The following is a 20,357-nucleotide window of genomic DNA, read 5'->3' on the forward strand; positions in this document are numbered from 1 at the left end:
GTCCATGCAAACAAATCGCTTTGTACTAGCTGGGACAGGCAGTGGTGTAGGTAAAACTACTTTTACTATTGGACTGATGAAGGCTCTACAAAATAAAGGGAAAGTCGTGCAGGGCTTTAAATGTGGACCTGATTATATCGATCCAACCTATCATACGGCCGTAACAGGTAGAGTTTCACGCAATATTGATAGTTGGATGTTCTCGCATGAAGCAGTATGTGATATTGTAGCTCGCGCAAGTAGGGATGCAGACGTCTCTATTATTGAGGGTGTAATGGGCTTTTATGATGGTAAAAGTCCATTATCAGATGCTGGTTCTGCCGCAGATATTAGTGTAGTAACAGAGAGTCCAGTTATTTTAATCGTTAATTGTGCAAGTATGGCTAGAAGTGTTGCGGCAGTTGTGAAAGGATTTCAATTATTATCAAATAAACCAAATATCGTTGGTGTAATAGCAAATCAAGTTGGTAGCGTTGGCCATTATGAAATTGCCAAGACTGCTATTGAACAAGAATGTGGGGTTCCTGTAATCGGCTACTTAAAACGCGAGGAAGGGATAGATATTCCAAGTCGTCATTTAGGATTAGTCCCTGCTATTGAAAGAGGAGAGCTCCATTCATTTTTTGACAAGTTAGGTGACCTGATGGCTGAGACCATTGACTTAGAGCAATTACTCCGTATAACAAAGGCCCCGGTACTTCAGGAATCAGGCAAATTATTTACAGAAGAGCCTACACAAAATATTTGTCTCGCTGTAGCAAAAGATGCGGCATTTAATTTTTATTATGAAGAAAATTTGGCGTTATTACGGGCGAAAGGTGCGACTTTACAATTTTTCTCACCACTTGCCAATGAGCCAGTACCAGCAGAGGCAGATGGCTTATATATAGGGGGTGGCTTTCCTGAAGAGTTTGCGCAGACACTTGCGGCAAAAACGATTGCCAAACAATCTATACGTGAAGCCATAAACAAAGGTCTACCGACATTGGCTGAATGTGGGGGCTTTATGTATTTAACAGAAGCTATTACAGATAGCCATGGGGAACGTTATGACATGGTAGGTGTAATCCCAGGGGAAGTAGCGATGCAAACAAAGCTAGCAGCACTTGGCTATCGTGAAATTTTTGGTACAGCAGGTAATTTCTTAATCGGTTCAGAGGAACAGGCAAAGGGACATGAATTCCACTATTCCAAGTACAGTGGCTCCCATCATACACCTGCCTATGAAACAATTGGACGCTTTGGCAAAAAGCAAGAAGGCTATCAAGTAGGGAATTTGGTGGCTGGTTATACGCATTTTCATTTTGTATCAAACCCAAAGCTAGTTGACAATTGGTTAACAGCTTGCAAGAAGGTGAAGAATAATGACTAATTATTTTCCTATTCATATTAATCTAGAATATAAAACGGTTGTAATCGTAGGCGGTGGTCATGTAGCCACACAAAAGGTAGCATCCCTTTTACCAGCGAAGGCGAATATCGTCATCGTTAGTCCAGCCTTGCATGAAGATTTACAGCCACTAGCCGAATTGGGGCAAATTACTTGGAAACGAAAAGAGTTTGAACCACGTGATTTGGATGATGCAATCCTTATTATTGCTGCCACAAATGTGACGGCTGTTAATGAAGCCGTGCAAGAGGCGGCACAGCATTGGCAATTAATTAATCGAACAGATAGACAAAGTGAAAGTGATTTTATTACCCCAGCGACAGTTCGTCGTGGTCCCTTAGTTTTAACTGTCTCGACATCAGGAGCAAGTCCCGGGCTAGCACGTAAAATTAAAGCAGACTTAGAAGATCAATTTGATGATGCCTATGAAGATTACGTATGCTTTTTGCAGCAAGCTCGTTTAATGGTTGCTGCAAAGTTTGATAAAGGCCCACAAAGACGTGCGGCATTACAGGCCTTGCTGGAGCCAAACATCCTTGAATGGACACGTCAAGGTGAGATTGATAGACGTGAAGCTTATTTACAACAACTATTGATGGGAGAAAAGCAATGAAGGATGGAATAGTTTATATCGTTGGCGCAGGACCTGGAGATCCAAAGCTCATTACGGTCTATGGTCTGGAATGTATTCAAAAGGCTGATATTATTGCGTATGACCGTCTTGTAAATCCGGCATTGCTAGACTTCGCAAAAAAGGATGCGGAGCTCGTTTACTGTGGGAAATTACCAGGGAAACACCACCTGATTCAGGATGAAATTAATGCATTACTTGTGGAGAAGGCGCAGGAAGGCAAAATTGTCACACGTCTTAAAGGTGGCGATCCATTCGTCTTTGGCCGTGGTGCAGAAGAGGCTGAAATCTTAAAAAATCATGGCATTGTCTATGAAATTGTGCCAGGTATCACAGCAGGTATTGCGGCTCCTGCTTATGCGGGGATTCCTGTGACACATAGAGACTTTGCCACAAGCTTTGCCCTCGTGACAGGACATGGCCGAGAAGAAAAAGGACAGGATTTTTTAAATTGGCCAGCATTAGCAACTGGTATTGATACTGTCGCTTTTTATATGAGCGTTGGTAATATTGCCTACATAGCTCGAAAATTAATCGACAATGGACGTAAAGCCACAACACCTGTCGCGGTGATTGAATGGGGAACGACTGCTCAACAAAGAACTATAACAGGGCAACTAGATGAAATTGCGAACATTATTGAACGTGAAGGATATCATAATCCTTCCATGATTGTAGTAGGTGATGTCGTCAATGTACGTGAAAAAATTCAATGGTTTGAAGAGCAGGGACTTGCTTTTTCATAATCATCTCATTGAGAGAGCAGAAGGAGGAAGCAATATGACAGTCATCGAAGCACTAAAAAAGCGTCGAGCTATTCGGAATTACACAACACAGCCAGTAGAAAAAGAGAAAATTGAGCAAATATTACAAGCAGCTACATTTGCCCCTAATGACAGAATGAGAGAGCCTTGGCACTTCTACGTCATTCGAGGTGAAGCAATGGAGCGTTATGAGGAAATGGCGAGTGCTTATTTACAGGAACGCTTCCCGACAAAGCCGAATTTAGTGGAAAGCTCATTAAAGGTTGTACAAACAACCCCTGTCGCAATTGTTGTGACAGCAGATGTTGTGGAGGGAGATGCCGATGCGACAGAGGACAATGTTTTTGCTGTATGCAGTGCCATTATGTCGATGTGGCTAACAGCAGAGGAGCTAGGTCTTGGCTTTGTTTGGCGTACACGTGGTGTTGGACTTGTTCATGATCCGCGCATGCATTCGTTTATCGGTGCAAGTGAAGCACAGAAAGTGGTAGGGACGATTTTTATCGGCTACCCACAAGAACAGGAGCTTAACGACAAGAAGCGTACATCATTTGAAGAAAAGACAACTTGGCTGTAAGGAGGCTAACAGCATGGCAAGAAAAGGCTTGTTTTTAGTGTATACAGGCGAAGGAAAGGGCAAAACGACAGCATCTCTAGGTGTAACATTACGTGCGGTAGGTCGTGGGTTAAATGTGCGTTATATGCAATTTATTAAATCACCTGAGCGTACGTACGGAGAGCAAATTGCCCTGCGTAAGCTAGGTGTGGAAATGGAACAAATGGGCATTGGCTTCACTTGGACCAAAACACCTGAGGAGCATCGTGTAGCCTTATCGAAGGCATGGAAAAAAACGAAGGCAGCTCTACAAGATGACAGCATTGATTTATTAGTGTTAGATGAGCTAAACAATGCATTGGCTATAAGTAAGTTTCCAATTGATGATGTTCTACCACTGGCGGAAGTCATAGAAGCAATTCAGCAACGTCCATCGACCATGCATTTAGTGGTGACAGGACGAAGTGCCAATCCCGCGTTGCTAGCAATGGCTGATTTAGTTTCTACGATTGATGCTACAAAGCATTATTATGATGAAGGTATTCCAGCTGTGAAGGGGCTTGAATTTTAAAGCATCCTTCACCTTCAGGGTGGATGAATTATTCTGAACTAGGTGAACTACGCATGTTGGATAAGAGTGATTACTAACGGAACGAAGGCAAATAACCGTGTCTCGTGGAACAGAATATGGCAGCGTGACACCTATAATGACGGAGGGAAAATGATTATGCCAGCAAAATCGATCATGATTCAAGGAACAGCTTCCGATGTTGGAAAAAGTATGATTTGTACGGCATTGTGTCGTATATTTTCGGATGATGGCTTTAAAGTTGTCCCCTTTAAATCGCAAAATATGGCGCTTAATTCATTTGTAACAAAAGACGGTGGAGAAATTGGTCGTGCACAAGGAGTACAGGCTGAAGCTGCCCGTGTTGTTGCAACAACTGATATGAACCCTATTTTGCTCAAACCAAAGCAAGATATGATGTCTGAGGTCATCGTCCACGGAAAGCATTTTTTAAATATGGATGCCAAAACATATCGCAATAATTTTGTCCAGGAAGCGATGCCCATCGTCGAAAAATCAGTTCGTACGCTTCAAAATACATATGATGTCATTGTCTTAGAGGGGGCAGGAAGCCCAGCAGAGATTAACTTAAAGGATCGTGATATTGCTAATATGCGAATGGCACATTTAGCAGATGCAGCGGTTATCCTTGTTGCCGATATTGATCGTGGTGGGGTTTTTGCCTCGATTGTTGGTACTCTGGCATTGCTAGATGAGGCGGAGCGGGCACGAGTGAAAGGGCTAATCATCAACAAATTTAGAGGTATGCGTGAATTATTGGATGATGGTTTGGCATGGGTGGAGCAAGAAACAGGCATTCCAGTGCTAGGTGTTGTGCCTTATTTAGAGGTCAATATTGAAGCGGAAGATTCACTCGCTTTATCATCATTACGCTTTAAAAAGCCAAAACCAGGAGAATTTGCTGTTGATGTGGCGATGATTCGTTTACCCCGTATTTCAAATTTCACAGATATCGATCCATTTTTTGATGAGCCTGAAGTGGGAGTTCGATTAATTGGAAAAGTTCATGAACTTGGTACCCCAGATTTGCTCATACTACCAGGAACAAAAAGCACTATGGATGATTTAGCCTGGTTAAAGGCACAGGGCTTCGATCAAGCCATTGCCCGATTAAGGGAGCATGGCACCAAAATTATTGGAATTTGTGGTGGTTTTCAAATGCTTGGCGAGACGCTATTAGATCCAGATGCAGTGGAGGGCAATGGTGAATCTGCTTATGGTCTTGGCTTATTGCCAATGGAAACTATTTTTGTAGGCAATAAAAAAACGGTACAAATGACTGGCACAAGAGGACAGGACCTATTGACCGGCTATGAAATTCATCTAGGACGAACAAAAATTTTACGTGATGAAGTTACATCGTTTTTACAGCTTGAGGATGGTCGAGAGGATGGCGCTATTAGTCAAGACGAACAGGTGATTGGCACGTATTTCCATGGTTTATTCCATAACCGTACGTATACCCGTCAGCTTATCAATGACATCCGTGTAAAAAAAGGATTAGCTGCCTTACCTCGTGAGGTAAAAAGCGATGCTGAAAGAAGAGAAGATGCCTACAATATGTTAGCTAGTCACGTACGAGCAAATCTTGATATGAAAAAAGTATATGAATTATTATCAATAGAGGTATCTGTATGACAAGAAAAGGACCATTAGCCATTAATTTTGAAGCATTATGGCAAGAAGGTATGAAAGACTGGCATGGGCATATGCCTGAGCGTATGGTGAATGATCAGCTAGAAGAGCAATTTTGGGCACAATCTGTTGCACGAAAAAATATGGGGCAAACTGATCCGTATGCTGCACGCATTTTTCAGGAGCTTCAAAAAAGTATTGAGCCCCAACATTCTGTATTAGAAATTGGACCTGGCTGGGGAAATTACACCTTTCCTTTAGCAGATAGAGTAAACAAGCTCACATGTGTGGATAGCTCCGAAAGTATGTTGCAGTACTTACAGCAGTGTATGCCTCATCAGGAGCACGTTTCCTACGTAAATGCAAAATGGGAGTGTTTAGAAAAAGATGAGATTGAGCAACATGATATCGTCTTAGGCGTCAATTGTTTTTACCGTATGTATGAAATTAAAGCTGCTTTAGCACATATGAATCGACTCGCGACCAAACGGGCCATCATAGGGATGACGACTGGGCCCATTCAGCCACACTACGAACGATTGTATGAAAAGTATGGCTATACGATCAAATTCCCCCGAAGAGATTATATAGAGTTTTTAAATCTACTATACGAAATGGATATTTACGCTGATTGTAAAATTATTCCTTTAGAGCGCGTCTATGCTTATGAAAGCTATGAACAGCTAGTGACGACTCAAAGTAAAAAAATATTAAATACAGATGTCAAACAAGCACACGTTGAGGAATCGCTGCAACCTTTTATTGAAGAAAAAGATGGTCGCTATTATTATCGTCATGATTTTCATGCAGCACTTGTTTCTTGGCAACCAAAATAAACGACAAAACCTTTGGAGAAAGCTTTTACCAAAGGTTTTTCTTATGAGGCCCAATAAGGTACAATAAAACGATAAAACATGAAGTGAGGTGGCATTTGTGCAGCTACATTTTTTAGGAACAGGCGCAGGCATGCCTTCCAAAGAACGAAATACAAGTGCTCTGATGGTAAAGCTGTTAGACGAAATAAGTGAAATGTGGCTTTTTGATTGTGGAGAGGCAACTCAACATCAAATTTTACACACCTCGTTAAAGCCGCGGAAAGTGTCAAAAATTTTTATTACGCATCTTCATGGTGATCATATTTTTGGATTGCCTGGTTTTTTAAGTTCTCGTTCGTTTCAAGGAGGAGATGAACCTCTAACAATCTTCGGTCCAGCAGGCTTACAGCAATGGATTGAACAAACTTTCTCTTTATCAAAGACTCATTTAACATATCCTTTGCACTTTGTAGAAGTTCAAGAAGGGATTGTATATGAGGATGATTGTTTCACGGTACACGCGAAGGAATTGCGTCATGTTGTTCCATGCTACGGATATCGTATTGAACAAAAGGATTTACCTGGCGAATTATTAATCGAGAAAGCAAAGGATTTAGGTGTTCCCCAGGGACCTCTTTTAGGACAATTGAAAAGAGGGCATGATGTCGTGCTTGATAACGGTGAGGTCATACAAGCGAAAGATGTTGTTGCACCAGCCAAAAAAGGCTTTACACTGACCATTTTAGGTGACACGAAATATTGTGAGGAAGCTGTTCAACTATCAATGGGTGCTGACATCATTGTACATGAAGCAACATTTGACGGCACAACAACCGATTTAGCAGCCAATTATGGTCATGCTACCAATTTGGAGGCAGCCAAGGTCGCACAGCTAGCAGGGGCACAATATTTACTATTAAATCATTTAAGTGCTCGCTTTCTTCCACAAGATTTACCTCCATTTTTGGCAGAGGCACAGGAAACTTTCCCGCAAACGTTTCTAACTTCCGATCAAGCGATTTATACTTGGCAAAACAATACATTGCTTTAATCTGAAAAACATCTATTAATTGGAATGACAGCTAATAGATGTTTTTTGTTTATAGCATCTAAAAGGGAAAATGTAGTACGATAAATCACTTATTTCCCTTATAATTGAAAAAAGGGGTGTGGTTAATATGAATCAGCAAAAGATGCCGCCAGCACTATTACGATTAATCGTTATCTTCCCAAATGTGCTGAGCTATTTATTATTATTCGGTCTCATCATGTTTGTCATAACAAATTATGAAACTTTGAAAGCAACAAATAATCTAACAGTTTGGATCATTTTTATTATCGTCTTAGCACCAGCTGCTACATATACGACTTTTAGTATTGTGAGAAAAATACGGGCTGGACATATGTAAGCCAACACATACGTGTTACCTGTAGAAAATTAGTTCTAGAGGTAACGCGTTTTTTTTGACAAGGAGGGGAAAGTTGTTTATATTTTTGTTAGTCATGACTAACATTTCGGAGGGATTGAGCGTGAAAAAAGATACAAAAGAGAAAATTCTTATGGCAGCTACAGATTTAATGACTGAAAAAGGCTATTCGAATGTTTCGGTAAAAGATATTGCCACTACTGCGGGTGTTAGTGAAATGACCGTTTTTCGTCATTTTGAAACAAAGATGGGTATTCTTCATGCGGTACTTCAAACCCATTCATATATTCCGTACTTTGAACGTTTTTTTGCCGAAGAGTTATCTGGTAATCTCGACAATGATCTTCAGCAAATTGCTCATACATATTTAGCGTATATGGAAAAAAACAAACCCATTTTTCTCATCGCAGCCCAAGATCGCGATAGACTACCTGAACTAATGGAATCTATTTCGAATACCCAAACCCAACAGCTACAAAAGTTATTGTCTACTTATTTCCAATCTCAAATTACGCAAGGGTCGTTGAAAGAGATAGATACTTATGGGCAGGCTATTGTTTTTTTAACGAGCCTCTTTGGTTTTTTTGTAACCAATGCATTATGGGGCAATCATTTTTTAAAGGATCAAAAAGAACCTTTTATTCAACAATTCGTAGCTACTTTTGTGAGTGGAGTAAGCGTATAGCTTTTCCCTCACTAAAAGTGCTATATATTTTTAAATAAAATGTTAGTTATCACTAACTAACAATAGGGGGATGTAATATGAACGACAAAAGAAATTTAATTGTAGCGATTCTATTATCTGCTGCCTTTGTATCTATTCTTAATCAAACATTATTACTAATTGCCATGCCACCAATCATGGAAGATTTCAAGATTGATGCCAATTTAGCTCAATGGCTCACGACGGTTTATTTATTAACAAATGGTATTCTCATTCCAATAACTGCTTTTTTAATCGGCCGTTTTTCCAACCGATTATTGTTAATCGTAGCATTAACATTATTTAGTGTAGGCACATTTTTAGGTGCGTTTGCGCCATCCTTTCCAGTTTTATTAATTGCTAGAATCATTCAAGCATCCGGTGCAGGGATCATTATGCCTTTAATGCAAACCATTATATTAACGATGTACGCAAAAGAAAAACGTGGTTCAATTATGGGGTTTGCAGGCCTAGTAACTGGTTTTGCACCAGCAGTGGGTCCAACATTAGCAGGCTGGATTTTAGATCACCTTACATGGAGACATTTGTTTTTTACGGTCTTGCCAGTCTCCGTTATTGTCCTAACAGTAGCAACTATTTTTATGAAAAATGTAACGACGAAAAAAGAGGGGCAGATAGATAGTCTTTCTATCGTATTTTCATCCTTTGGTTGGGGAGGCTTGTTATATGGTTTCAGTATAGCGGGAGCAGTGGGGTTTCTAACAATTCAGGTTTGGATACCATTAGCAGTGGGAAGCATTATGCTTGTCCTATTTATTAGACGTCAGCTCCATTTACCACAACCAATGCTTGAATTTCGTGTGTTTCAATCGACCATTTTCACGATTACAACTATATTATCAAGCGTAGTCTATGCACTTATGATCGGTACGCAAATACTGTTAACTTTTTATATTCAAAATGTACGTCAATTGACCGCACTTGAAACGGGGGTGGTGTTATTGATGGGTGCATTAGTGATGGGCATCATGTCACCAATAACAGGGAAAGTTTTCGATAAGGTTGGGGGTAAAGGCTTAGCACTTGTAGGATTTACCTGTATTTTGCTTGGGTCTAGTGTATTAATAGGGTTATCAATGAATACGAGTCTTTGGTTACTTGCACTTCTATTTACTACGATTTCATTTGGCATTTCCATGATTATGATGCCTCTGACAACGGCTGGTATGAATGCTTTACCTCTAGCATTGATGGCACATGGAACAGCAATGAATAGCACATTGCGTATGGTTGGAGGAGCATTAGTCACTGCGTTATTAGTTACAATCATGAGCACAGTCACTACGCTTCAGCTAGAGATGGGCACCGCAAATGCGATGCTAAATGGAATTCGTTCAGCCTTTTTCGCGACAACCATTTTAAGTATGATAGGACTCATATTGTCTTTCTTATTAGAGAAAAAGAACGCTTCATAGCTCTAACTTTCTGGGGCGCATAAAAATAGCTTTTCCAGGGAAACTAAGAGAGAAAAACTTTTATAAAAAAGAGGTGCCTTTTGTGAATCCAATAAATTGTGATTTTTCACCAATGAAAGAAACATTAAAAGATGAGCTTCTCCAAGTGATTATGTCATTACAGCAAAGTGTTCAACAAATGGATACTGATACAAATTGTCTCCTTGGCAATTTTGAAAAAATTAAAGAAAGATTTGTGGCAATTGAAATGAAAGCAGCCACGTTTTATTTAAATTGTTATCTTTCCCCGTTTACTGAAAAGTATCCTGAACTATCGCATAGTGTACAAAATATGTCGCTGAGAAGACATGGTGGATTAATTGTGATCCAGCGAGAAGACGCTTTGGAGAATCTAGTTCAGCCTGGTATTCATATAGGTGCTGACTTAACTCATTCGTTAGTAGAATCTATTTTTTTCCCGGGCAATCCACTTCACGATGGTGCTGTATTAGTCAATCATAATCAAATTGAATCGGCAGCAAATGTATTACCACTGTCAGAGCGCTATACAGGTGAAAGGAAATTAGGCACAAGACACCGTGCAGCATTGGGATTAAGTGAGGTCAGTGATGCACTTGTTATGGTTGTATCAGAAGAAACAGGGAGAATCTCATTTGCTTTTAAAGGAAATCTATATCCTATTACCACTCATGGGATCATATAGGGGTATTCCCTATTTATTTAATATCTCAAATTCGAGATATTTTCCTTGCTACTTTATCACTTGCGTGGTAAAGTGATAACAGAAGGGAGGATAAAGTCGTGAAAAATCATACATTAGGTACTTTAACCTGGATTCGCATGATGCGCTTTACAGCCCAAAGTAATCAATTATCCAATGAATTTTTAAAACGTTTTGATCTAACAACAGCACAATTTGATGTGCTGATCCAAATTAAAACCTATGCACCTATTACACAATGTCAACTAGCAGAGAAAGTAACGGTCACACAAGGTGGAATGTCTCGAATGCTAGCAAGACTTGAAAAAGAGGGACTGATTGAGCGTAAGCAAAATTGGAAGACGAAGGCGATTTCGTTGACGGCAAAAGGGGAGCAAATGATTGATGCAGCAACACCTAGTCAGCTTCACTTCCAATCCTCATTTTTTGAAGATGTATTAACAGATGAAGAAATGAAAACTTTATATAAAGTCATGACAAAGCTGGAAAAGCATAGTCAGGAAAAAAAATTGCCACTTGCGTAATTTTTTTTACCCTATCACTTGCTTAGTCAAGTGATTTAGAGGAGGAGCAGTCAAATGAACAAATTAAGTGGGCACCATCATATTTCCATGCTAACGAAAAATGGTAAACAAAATAATCATTTTTACACAAAAATTTTAGGGTTACGACGCGTAAAGAAAACCGTGAATCAAGACTCCCCATCTATGTATCATTTATTTTATGGAGACTTAACAGGGGCGGCGGGTACAGAATTAACATTTTTTGAGATGCCTGTTGCGGGACGTACAGTGCGAGGAACCAATGCGATAACACGTATTGGTCTACTTGTACCAAGCTATGAGAGTTTACTTTATTGGAAAGGTCGATTTCAAGAACTCGAGGTTGAACATAGTGACATCACCACATATACGGGGAAAGATGCCTTGTTTTTTGAAGATCATGAAGGATTAAGAATGGTGTTATTAAACCATCATGGTCAGGAAACGCCAACTCAATGGCAACCATGGGATGGCAATGAAATCCCTGAAGAGCATCGCATTTTAGGAATGGGTACAGTTGAAATTACGGTGCGTTATTTACAACGGACTGTAAATTTACTACAAGATTTATTTCACTATACTGTTGTTGCAGAAAATGACCAAGGGACAGTTCTGCAATCGATAGAGGGAGAAGTACTTGGTGAGATTCTTGTTAAAGAATTAGAAGGTCCAAGCGAAAAGCCAGGTAAAGGGAGTATTCACCATCTCGCTATACGTGTAGCAACGGGCGAGGAGCTACTAGAATGGGATACAAAAATTAAAGAGCTAGGGTTGACTAGCACAGGTGTTGTTGATCGTTATTATTTCCAAAGTCTTTATTTTAGAGATCGTAACGGAATTCTATTTGAAATGGCGACAGATGGCCCAGGGTTTACGGTAGATTCCTCAGTAGATGAACTAGGAAAAGAGCTAGATCTTCCGCCATTTTTAGAAGAAAAACGAGCAGAAATTGAAGCGATTCTAGAGCCGCTTGAATAAGGAGAGATAATTTATAATGGAAAAATATCGTATTGATCAATCACAAGGACTTGAATTTGGACTGTATTCTTTAGGAGACCATATTCCCAACCCATTAACAGGAGAACGAATTTCTGCGCAGCAACGACTAAAAGAGCTAGTTGAAGCTAGCCAATTAGCGGAGCAAGCGGGCATTGATGTATTTGGAATTGGTGAAAGTCATCAATCTTATTTTACAACACAGGCACATACTGTCGTGTTAGGTGCTATCGCGCAAGCAACATCTAAAATTAAACTATCCAGCTCTGCCACTGTGTTAAGTGTTTCAGACCCTGTGCGTGTTTATGAGGATTTTGCAACCATTGATTTATTATCAGATGGTCGTGCGGAAATTGTGGCGGGACGCGGTTCACGAGTAGGAGCATACCATTTGCTTGGTGTAGATTTACAGGATTACGAAGAACTTTTTGAGGAAAAATTAGAGCTACTCATGAAAATCAATGATGAAGAGCTTGTGACATGGGAGGGCCAATTCCGTGCCCCACTTCATAATGCTCAAATATTACCGCAGCCAAAAAACGGCTCATTACCGATTTGGCGTGCAGTTGGTGGGCCGCCAGCGAGTGCGATAAAAGCAGGATATATGGGAATTCCCATGATGCTAACGACTCTAGGTGGGCCAGCTGTAAACTTTAAGCCATCAGTTGATGCTTATCGAGAAGCAGCAGAGCGACAAGGCTTTGATCCAAATGAATTGCCAGTTGCCACAACAAGCTTGTTTTATGTAGCCGATACAACAAAAGAGGCATTGCAAGGGATGTATCCACATTTAAATGGTGGTTTCCAAGCGATACGTGGGGGAGGCTATCCAAAGCAGCAATTTGCACAAGCAACAGATACACGGGATGCGATAATGGTCGGAAGCAAGGAGCAAATTATTGAGAAATTACTTTATCAATATGAGCTTTATGGCATGCAACGATTTATGGCTCAAATTGATTTTGGAGGCGTGCCATTCGATAAAATCATGAAAAATATTGAAATGATCGGTAATGACATTATTCCTGCAATGAAAAAATATACAGCAAAATAAGGAGCGAACAGTCATGAAAATTGTCGCACTTGCCGGTTCTATTATCGGCTCAAAAACAAGAACAGCTATGCATAAATTTGTCGAAATGGTCCAAAAAAAATATCCGGAGCATGAAGTGACGCTTCTGGATCTCTCTGACTATCAACTAGTATTTAGTGATGGACGTAATTATTTTGACTATGAGGGCGATACAAAATATGTGACAGAAACCATCATGGCTGCGGATGCTATTGTTATTGGTACGCCAACATTCCAGGCATCCATTCCAGCAACATTGAAAAATATCTTTGACTTATTACCAGTCAATGCCTTTCGCGATAAAGTGGTCAGTGTTGTGGTCACAGCAGGTACGTCGAAGCACTACTTAATGGTGGAGCAGCAATTAAAGCCGATTCTTGCTTACATGAAGGCCCATATTGTGCCAACCTATGTATTTATAGAAGAAAAAGACTTTTTACGCAAAGAAATTGTCAATGATGATGTTCTTTTCCGTCTTGAACGGTTAGCAGAGGATACTATAATGGTAACAGACGCATTTGCAGAAATTCGTGCGAAAAAGGATGCTGAATACGATTTTTAAAGATTAAAAGAAACGCTGTGTAGCAATAGGGCACAGCGTTTCTTTTTATTGTACATGCTAGCAGTTGGTCCATTTAAACCAGCGTGCATGCCCATCTGGTCGTTCCATTGTACGAATCGGCTCGATGGTGCCAAGATGCATATAATCTTGATGTAGCTGTAAGTCAAATAGATTATTATAGCAATGATAAAGAGGTCGCACCATGCTTATTTCCTTTAACTGCTCCATTAATTCATGCCGTAATGATAATGGCATTTGATTGGCGACATGTGTATGATAAACGACTAACATTGCCTCTTGCGCAATTGTTTGACTAAGCTCTTTGATCAGTTGGATTGCATCACCCTTTATGAACTGAATATCTAATTGACCAAAGATAGGGAGAGCTTCATTCAACAACAATCGACGTTCGTGGTGTTCAGGCCAGATTAAAGCTTGCAGCCATTGACTTTCTTCCTTTTGCCGGAGATCAATAGGATTTAAATCAATGCCAATCCTTTGACAAACAACAGGTGGCTTAGACACAGTCGCAGGAAGTGTTTCCCCTCGGTTTTCTGAGGATATGGTACATCCATTGTTCGTATTGATAATGGATAATTGACGATTGTAGCAATAATTGTAGTGATCCATACCAAGCTGAAGTCCAGCACTTGCTCCTATTTCTATGAAGGCTAATGGTCGTTGATGTTTGTGATAAATGTCAGTCATCATAGGATAGAGATAGGCACAACGTCGAATTTCATTGGTTTGGACAAGTTTTTCTTGAAACAATGATTTTAACTGTGCTGTATGCGTCATTACAAATGCCTTAAAGACAGGGTAAACCCCTTGAATGGGAAGTGGAGTTGCCGTAAGAGACGCGTAATACTTAGCTAAAGGATCTTTCAAGGAACCCAATAAATATTGCACAGCCGCCAACAATAAATTGGGTGCTGGTTGATTGGGTGGAATCATGGAGGCAATCTCTAATAGCTCCTCATCCACAGCAATATTATTAGCTAAATGTTCATACAGGGGGCTAGAGTCTACACATTCCTGTTCGGCAAATATTCGAAATTGACGACTTAATGTAGCATAAGACATGTATATCTCTCCTTTTGCATCATCTATTTAATAGTCAGTCTATTATTATTGTATAATTTAGTAAATTAAATATATGTAATGAACTTAATCAAAAATAGTAATCAAGGAGGAGAATACATGGAGTTTAAATGGTTACAGTCCTTTATTGTAGCGGCTCAAACTTGTAATTTCCGAACAGCGGCACAACAACTTCATCTTTCACAGCCAAGTATCACCGTTCACATTCAACAGTTAGAAGAATTTTTGCATGTTCAATTGTTTAAGCGTGAAAGAAACCGTGTCCAATTAACTGAAGCCGGGAAGCTTTTTCAACTAGAGGCACAGCAAATGGTCCTTCAGTGGGAGCAAAGTATTGAACGTATTCGTTTAGTCAGTAAAGGCATTCACGAAAAGGTTATTATCGCTATGACCCCTTTAATGGTGGAAACTATTTTACCGCATGTTTTGTATCAATTTATCAATGATCACCCTGCATTGGAAATTTCGATTTTAGTGGAGGATTCAGCTAAAATTGAAGATTTAGTTCATCAGCATCAAGCCCATATAGGTATCTCCTTATTACCAACTCGCTATCGACATTGGCATCAAGAGCTGCTTATTGAAAGCCCGTTAGAATTAGTGATTCCATTAGATGCTTATGACGATGAAACAGGGGCTTACATCGATTATGAAGAGCTATTTCAAACATATACATTATTTACGCATCATCACCCAACTATTTGGAATGAGCTTTTACATAATTTAAGAGAAAACTATATTTTAACGAGGCAAGTATCAATTTCCCAATCCTATGTTGTAAAAAGATTAATCAAAGACGGGTTAGGGATGTCTTTTTTACCTCGTATGATTGTAAGAAAAGAGCGTATGGAGGGACGTTTTAATATTGTACCGTTTGAAGGTTTTTTATTGCCAAATGTACCCGTATACTTGTTCTATAAAGAGTCGACAAATGTTCCAAATGACTTACTAGAGCTATTACTAACTAGAAATTATTTATAATTCACATGATGTTCAAAAATGAGGGAAATCTGAGTGAAATGTTTGTAAGGGTTTTCATAGACAGTGTCCCATTATGATATGATAGATGATAGTTTGTAAGGGGGAATAAACATGGTATTTTCTCTTTTTAAAAAGAAGAAAGATTCACAGCCATTAAAAAATAGAGTTGAGTTTTGCATCACGAATTTATCATTAGGTGCGGCAGATGCATATGATGTCTTACTAGAACGTGAAGATATTGAGATGGAGGAATCGGGTTGTACATCGCATTGTGAAATCTGTGAGCAAGGTATTTTTGCTATTGTGAACGGAGAAATCGTCACTGCGGATGATGCGGAGGCATTAGTACAGGCTATTGATGAAGAAATCAAACAAAATCCACTGTTCTAATTAAAAAACAGCTTGTGAACGCACAAGCTGTTTTGTTATGGAAAGAGGATTACCAACCACGAACATATTGTACGGGTGGTTGCAGTTCTTCGCTTAATTCTTTAGCTGCATGGAGGGGCCAGTACGGCTCACGGAGTAACACACGAGCTAAGAAAATTAAATCTGCACGGTTATTTTGCAAAATTTCTTCGGCTTGAATGGCTGTTGTAATAAGGCCCACTGCACCAGTAGGGATATCAGCCCCATGTTTGATGGCTTCTGCATGAGAAACCTGGTAACCTGGAAAAACATTGATAGCAGCAGGGACAACGCCACCTGTTGATACATCTACTAGATCTACTCCTTGTGACTTCATCCAGCGGCTAAAGACAATGAAATCATCCATTGTAGTGCCATCGTCTGCGTAATCTTCTGCAGAAACACGTACCAATAATGGCCCATCCCAAACACTGCGAATGGCATCGATGACTTGACGCAATATACGATAGCGATTTTCCTGTGAGCCACCATATTGATCTTCACGTTTGTTTGTAGCAGGTGATAAAAATTCACTGATTAAATAGCCATGTGCCCCATGAATTTCTAGTACATCAAAGCCCGCCTTTGCTGCACGAATAGCCGCTTGTTTAAACGCTTCAATCACATGATGAATGTCCTCTTCAGACATGGCTGTAGGTGTTTGATAGTCTGAACTAAAGGCAATTGCTGATGGGGCAAAAATTTCGCCATCTATTGCTGCTTTACGTCCGGCATGACCAAGCTGGATGCCTGTTTTAGCCCCATATGCTTTCATGCCTTCTACTAATTGACGTAAGCCTTCAATATGCGCGTCATCCCAAATGCCTAAGTCCTTGTTGGAGATACGACCTTCTGGTACAACACCCGTAGCTTCTATAATGATTAATCCTACTTGCCCAGCTGCCCGTGTTGCATAATGGACTTGATGGAAAGGTGTGACCATACCATCATCCTCGGCTGAGTACATACACATCGGTGCCATGACAACACGGTTTTTTAAGGAAATGGATTGTAATTGATAAGGTTCGAATAATTTACTCAAAATAAAGCCCCCTAATTCCTAGTGATAAACTCTATTTTGCACCTAATGTTATCCATTTGCAAGTGAACGAGATCGTGCTTCTGCTTCTTTAATACAAGCTTCAATCGCCTCATTAAATTGATATTGCTCTAGCGCTTGAATCCCTGCCTCTGTTGTTCCGCCTGGGCTAGTTACTTTTTTGCGTAGAACATCCGGTTCCTCTTCGGATTGCTTGAGCATTTCGGCAGTACCTGCAAGTGTTTGTGTCATCAATAATCGTACTGTATCTTTGGATAGACCTACCTCTGTTCCTACACGCTCGAATGCTTCCATTAAATAATAAATATAAGCAGGACCACTACCTGAAAGGGCTGTGACTGCATGTAATTGATCCTCATCGACTTCAATAACAGAGCCAACAGCCTCTAATAACTGGAGAAAAAGAATACGCTGTGCGATGGATACTTCGTTATTGAATGCAATGCCACTTGCGGACATACCAATAGTGGCAGACGTGTTAGGCATCACTCGTGCGACTGGACGGCTCCCTAAAAGTTCAGTAATCGTACCAATGCCAATACCCGCTAGAATCGACAGAATCGCAGACTGTGGTGTAATTTTCGGTTTTAACTCACGCATCGCTGCAATTGCGTCTTTTGGCTTCATCGCCAAAATGATCAGATCTGCCTGACGATAAATGGCCTGATCAAACATGCAGTGAATGCCATATGTTTCTTGTAAAAAATGTAGACGTTCTTTGTCAGAGCGATTGGTGACGTAAATTTCCTGTGGTGAAAATACCTTTTGCTTTATCCACCCTTGAATCAATGCCTCTGCCATTGAGCCCGCACCGATAAATAAAATTTTTTTCATGAATAAAACCTCCAGTTCAAAATAAAAAAGCGCTCTCGTCCTTATTTAGAAGGACGAAAACGCTTTTGTTTCCGCGGTACCACCTTTGTTTGCCAATATTGGCACAACTCTTAGCCCTTTTATCGCAAGGGAGACGGTTATGTTTGCATAACTGCTCAGAAATAGGTTCGGTAATGGGAGTGGGCGATGTTACTCTCAGCAAATGTAACACTCTCTAACACCTTCACCAATTACGTACTTGGTTTCTTCAACGCACATTAATAATTAGATTATTCAAAATTATAGTGATGGATAAGCAACCTGTCAACAGGAAGATGACGAAAACAGAAAAAACTTGTAAAATAGAATGAATCAGTATTCACTAGCGAGTAAAAAGGGGGAGACAACTTTGTCTATATACAAAATAGAAATACCAACACCCTATGAAGTAGGAGATGTCAATGCATTTATTGTGAAAGGTGATGCACTTAGCATTTTTGATGTTGGACCAAAAACGGTAGAAGCCTATGATGCTCTGAAATGGGGGATTCGCGCTGCAGGCTACGATATGCGAGATATTGAACAAGTTGTGCTTACCCATCATCACCCTGATCATGCGGGATGGGTCGATGCTTTTCCACATGCTGAAATTTTAGGCCATGCCTATAATGATAAGTGGCTTCGTCATGATGAAGATTTTTTACGTTATCACGAGCAATTTTACAGTGAATGTTTATTTGAACATGGGGTGCCACAAGAGTATATTGCTAAAAGCGTACATGTTCGTCGCGAATTAGAGCTTGTAGGTGAACGTCCATTGACACAAATTTTGACGGATGGAGATGAAGTACCTGGGCATCCAGGGTTAAAGGCGATTGAAACATTAGGGCATGCACAAAGCCATTTTATTTTTTGGGATGAACAAACACATCATGTGATTGGCGGAGATTTATTACTTGAAAAAATAACGCCGAACCCTTTAATTGAGCCACCATTAGATCATTCATTGGGACGCACGAAATCGTTATTACAATATAATGAATCGCTAGAAATTTTACGTCAATTGCCTGTCGAAATGATGTATACAGGACATGGGGCTGAACTACAAGACATTCCGATATTAATTGATAAACGCCTAGAAAGACAGCATCAGCAATCCATGAAAGTTTGTGAATTACTAGGGGATGATCAATTAACGGTTGTGCAAGTGACGAAACGATTGTATCCAGCTATCTTCCAGCATATGCTTGGTTTAACACTGTCCAAAACGTTGGGCCATTTAGATTATTTAGAGGCAAATAATTATATTACTTCAACGAAGACAGAAGAAGGTATCTATTTATTTAAAAGAAAGTAGGACTATATATGAATAGTAAGACGATCTTTGTGACAGGGGCAACAAGTGGTGTAGGCTTAAAAATAACGGAGTTACTAGTAGCGCAAGGTCATACCGTTTATGCTACAGGTCGCAATGCTGTAGCTTTAAAAGTTTTAGAACGTTTGGGAGCCAAAGTCATTCAAGCTGATTTAACCCATTTACATACACTCGACGCTGTTTGTGCGCAGCTTCCACCCATTGATGTTGCCATCCTTTCAGCTGGTGTTGGAAAGTTTGCTGAGGCTCCAAAGTTAATGGATGAGGATATTGCACAAATGATTGAATTGAATATTAGTGTACCTATTTACCTTGCTAAACGGTTAGCTTCCACGATGATGGAGCGAAATCAAGGGCATTTGATTTTTATTGGGTCTCAGGCTGGCAAGGTCGCTACTCCGAAAGCAAGTGTTTATGCAGCTACCAAACATGCAATTGTAGGATTTACAAATGGACTACGCATGGAGCTTGCGCCATATCATGTAAAAGTAACGGCTATCCACCCTGGTCCGATTGATACACCATTTTTAGACAAGGCCAATGATCAAAGTGGCTATCGTGCATCTTTAGGGAGATTTCTATTATCAGCTGATGAAGTGGCACAGGCGACAATTAAAACAATTGAACGCCCAGTGCGAGAGGTCAACCTACCAAAAATCATGGGGCTATCGAGTAAACTGTATGCACTGGCACCTGCAACCATTGAGTTGTTAGGGAAATCATTTTTCCATAAAAAATAATTAATATCTTACTGTAAACATGTTCTTTGCATGTCTACAG

General features: G+C 40.1%; 23 protein-coding genes and 1 other annotated feature. Of the genes, 20 read left to right on the top strand and 3 right to left on the bottom strand.

The window, feature by feature from the left end; genetic code table 11:
- Positions 1–4 precede the first annotated feature (4 nt).
- The 16 genes from B3D94_RS10955 (at position 5) to B3D94_RS11030 (ending at position 13,839) form a co-directional block, all read left to right on the top strand.
- Positions 5–1,372 (top strand): cobyrinate a,c-diamide synthase, encoded by a 1,368-nt coding sequence (locus B3D94_RS10955; protein WP_069481856.1) that lies wholly within the window; start codon positions 5–7, stop codon positions 1,370–1,372.
- Positions 1,365–2,003: a precorrin-2 dehydrogenase/sirohydrochlorin ferrochelatase family protein gene (locus B3D94_RS10960; RefSeq protein ID WP_069481855.1), complete on the top strand. Its 639-nt coding sequence runs from the start codon at positions 1,365–1,367 to the stop codon at positions 2,001–2,003. The genes B3D94_RS10955 and B3D94_RS10960 overlap by 8 nt, the downstream gene beginning before the upstream one ends.
- A complete protein-coding gene (gene cobA / locus B3D94_RS10965) occupies positions 2,000–2,767 on the top strand; it encodes a uroporphyrinogen-III C-methyltransferase (RefSeq protein ID WP_069481854.1) in 768 nt (255 codons plus the stop codon). Before B3D94_RS10960 ends, cobA begins: the two co-directional genes overlap by 4 nt.
- Positions 2,768–2,801: 34 nt before the next feature.
- On the top strand, positions 2,802–3,362 hold the full coding sequence (locus tag B3D94_RS10970) for a nitroreductase family protein (protein ID WP_069481853.1): 561 nt from the start codon (positions 2,802–2,804) through the stop codon (positions 3,360–3,362).
- A gap of 13 nt (positions 3,363–3,375) precedes the next feature.
- Positions 3,376–3,912, top strand: a complete 537-nt coding sequence (locus B3D94_RS10975; protein WP_069481852.1) for a cob(I)yrinic acid a,c-diamide adenosyltransferase — start codon at positions 3,376–3,378, stop codon at positions 3,910–3,912.
- A 156-nt stretch (positions 3,913–4,068) separates the two neighbouring features.
- On the top strand, positions 4,069–5,568 hold the full coding sequence (locus B3D94_RS10980) for a cobyric acid synthase (RefSeq protein WP_069481851.1): 1,500 nt from the start codon (positions 4,069–4,071) through the stop codon (positions 5,566–5,568).
- Entirely contained in the window at positions 5,565–6,401 is an 837-nt protein-coding gene (locus tag B3D94_RS10985) for a class I SAM-dependent methyltransferase (protein WP_069481850.1), read from the top strand. The genes B3D94_RS10980 and B3D94_RS10985 overlap by 4 nt, the downstream gene beginning before the upstream one ends.
- A 97-nt stretch (positions 6,402–6,498) precedes the next feature.
- Entirely contained in the window at positions 6,499–7,431 is a 933-nt protein-coding gene (rnz, locus tag B3D94_RS10990; RefSeq protein WP_069481849.1) for a ribonuclease Z, read from the top strand.
- A gap of 127 nt (positions 7,432–7,558) precedes the next feature.
- Positions 7,559–7,789 carry an acyl-phosphate glycerol 3-phosphate acyltransferase gene (locus B3D94_RS10995; protein WP_069481848.1) on the top strand — a complete coding sequence of 77 codons (231 nt, stop codon included), beginning with the start codon at positions 7,559–7,561 and terminating at the stop codon, positions 7,787–7,789.
- Between the two features lie 121 nt (positions 7,790–7,910).
- Positions 7,911–8,492, top strand: coding sequence for a TetR/AcrR family transcriptional regulator (locus tag B3D94_RS11000; RefSeq protein ID WP_291757292.1), 582 nt, complete (start codon positions 7,911–7,913; stop codon positions 8,490–8,492).
- Between the two features lie 77 nt (positions 8,493–8,569).
- On the top strand, positions 8,570–9,946 hold the full coding sequence (locus B3D94_RS11005) for a DHA2 family efflux MFS transporter permease subunit (RefSeq protein WP_291757293.1): 1,377 nt from the start codon (positions 8,570–8,572) through the stop codon (positions 9,944–9,946).
- 82 nt (positions 9,947–10,028) lie between these two features.
- The gene (gene cdaS, locus B3D94_RS11010; RefSeq protein WP_083244704.1) at positions 10,029–10,649 is read left to right on the top strand and encodes a sporulation-specific diadenylate cyclase CdaS; all 621 of its coding nucleotides are present in this window, start codon (positions 10,029–10,031) and stop codon (positions 10,647–10,649) included.
- A 137-nt stretch (positions 10,650–10,786) separates the two neighbouring features.
- A complete protein-coding gene (locus B3D94_RS11015) occupies positions 10,787–11,191 on the top strand; it encodes a MarR family winged helix-turn-helix transcriptional regulator (protein WP_372429067.1) in 405 nt (134 codons plus the stop codon).
- 54 nt (positions 11,192–11,245) lie between these two features.
- On the top strand, positions 11,246–12,187 hold the full coding sequence (locus B3D94_RS11020; RefSeq protein ID WP_291757294.1) for a ring-cleaving dioxygenase: 942 nt from the start codon (positions 11,246–11,248) through the stop codon (positions 12,185–12,187).
- A 16-nt stretch (positions 12,188–12,203) separates the two neighbouring features.
- Positions 12,204–13,259, top strand: coding sequence for an LLM class flavin-dependent oxidoreductase (locus tag B3D94_RS11025; RefSeq protein ID WP_291757295.1), 1,056 nt, complete (start codon positions 12,204–12,206; stop codon positions 13,257–13,259).
- 13 nt (positions 13,260–13,272) lie between these two features.
- Positions 13,273–13,839, top strand: coding sequence for an NADPH-dependent FMN reductase (locus B3D94_RS11030; RefSeq protein WP_069481843.1), 567 nt, complete (start codon positions 13,273–13,275; stop codon positions 13,837–13,839).
- 57 nt (positions 13,840–13,896) lie between these two features.
- Here the strand turns inward: B3D94_RS11030 and B3D94_RS11035 are convergent, their stop codons facing one another.
- A complete protein-coding gene (locus B3D94_RS11035) occupies positions 13,897–14,922 on the bottom strand; it encodes a DUF2332 domain-containing protein (RefSeq protein ID WP_069481842.1) in 1,026 nt (341 codons plus the stop codon).
- A 117-nt stretch (positions 14,923–15,039) separates the two neighbouring features.
- On the opposite strand from B3D94_RS11035, the gene B3D94_RS11040 reads away from it, so the two are divergent.
- Both B3D94_RS11040 and B3D94_RS11045 read left to right on the top strand, forming a co-directional pair.
- Positions 15,040–15,921 (top strand): LysR family transcriptional regulator, encoded by an 882-nt coding sequence (locus B3D94_RS11040; protein ID WP_291757296.1) that lies wholly within the window; start codon positions 15,040–15,042, stop codon positions 15,919–15,921.
- Between the two features lie 111 nt (positions 15,922–16,032).
- Positions 16,033–16,311 (top strand): DUF1450 domain-containing protein, encoded by a 279-nt coding sequence (locus tag B3D94_RS11045; protein WP_008178310.1) that lies wholly within the window; start codon positions 16,033–16,035, stop codon positions 16,309–16,311.
- Positions 16,312–16,360: 49 nt separating this feature from the next.
- On the opposite strand, the gene namA is transcribed toward B3D94_RS11045, so the two are convergent.
- Both namA and proC read right to left on the bottom strand, forming a co-directional pair.
- Entirely contained in the window at positions 16,361–17,371 is a 1,011-nt protein-coding gene (gene namA, locus B3D94_RS11050; RefSeq protein WP_069481840.1) for an NADPH dehydrogenase NamA, read from the bottom strand.
- A gap of 48 nt (positions 17,372–17,419) precedes the next feature.
- Positions 17,420–18,223, bottom strand: a complete 804-nt coding sequence (gene proC, locus B3D94_RS11055; protein WP_291757297.1) for a pyrroline-5-carboxylate reductase — start codon at positions 18,221–18,223, stop codon at positions 17,420–17,422.
- Positions 18,224–18,269: 46 nt separating this feature from the next.
- Positions 18,270–18,483, bottom strand: a binding site (T-box leader).
- A gap of 86 nt (positions 18,484–18,569) precedes the next feature.
- On the opposite strand from proC, the gene B3D94_RS11060 reads away from it, so the two are divergent.
- Together B3D94_RS11060 and B3D94_RS11065 are read left to right on the top strand one after the other, a co-directional pair.
- Complete coding sequence (locus B3D94_RS11060) at positions 18,570–19,559, top strand: MBL fold metallo-hydrolase (protein ID WP_069481838.1); 990 nt, start codon at positions 18,570–18,572, stop codon at positions 19,557–19,559.
- Positions 19,560–19,567: 8 nt separating this feature from the next.
- The gene (locus B3D94_RS11065; protein ID WP_069481837.1) at positions 19,568–20,317 is read left to right on the top strand and encodes an SDR family NAD(P)-dependent oxidoreductase; all 750 of its coding nucleotides are present in this window, start codon (positions 19,568–19,570) and stop codon (positions 20,315–20,317) included.
- The last annotated feature ends 40 nt before the right edge of the window (positions 20,318–20,357 follow it).

This window comes from Lysinibacillus sp. UBA5990 (assembly GCF_002429815.1).
GTDB lineage: Bacteria > Bacillota > Bacilli > Bacillales_A > Planococcaceae > Lysinibacillus > Lysinibacillus fusiformis.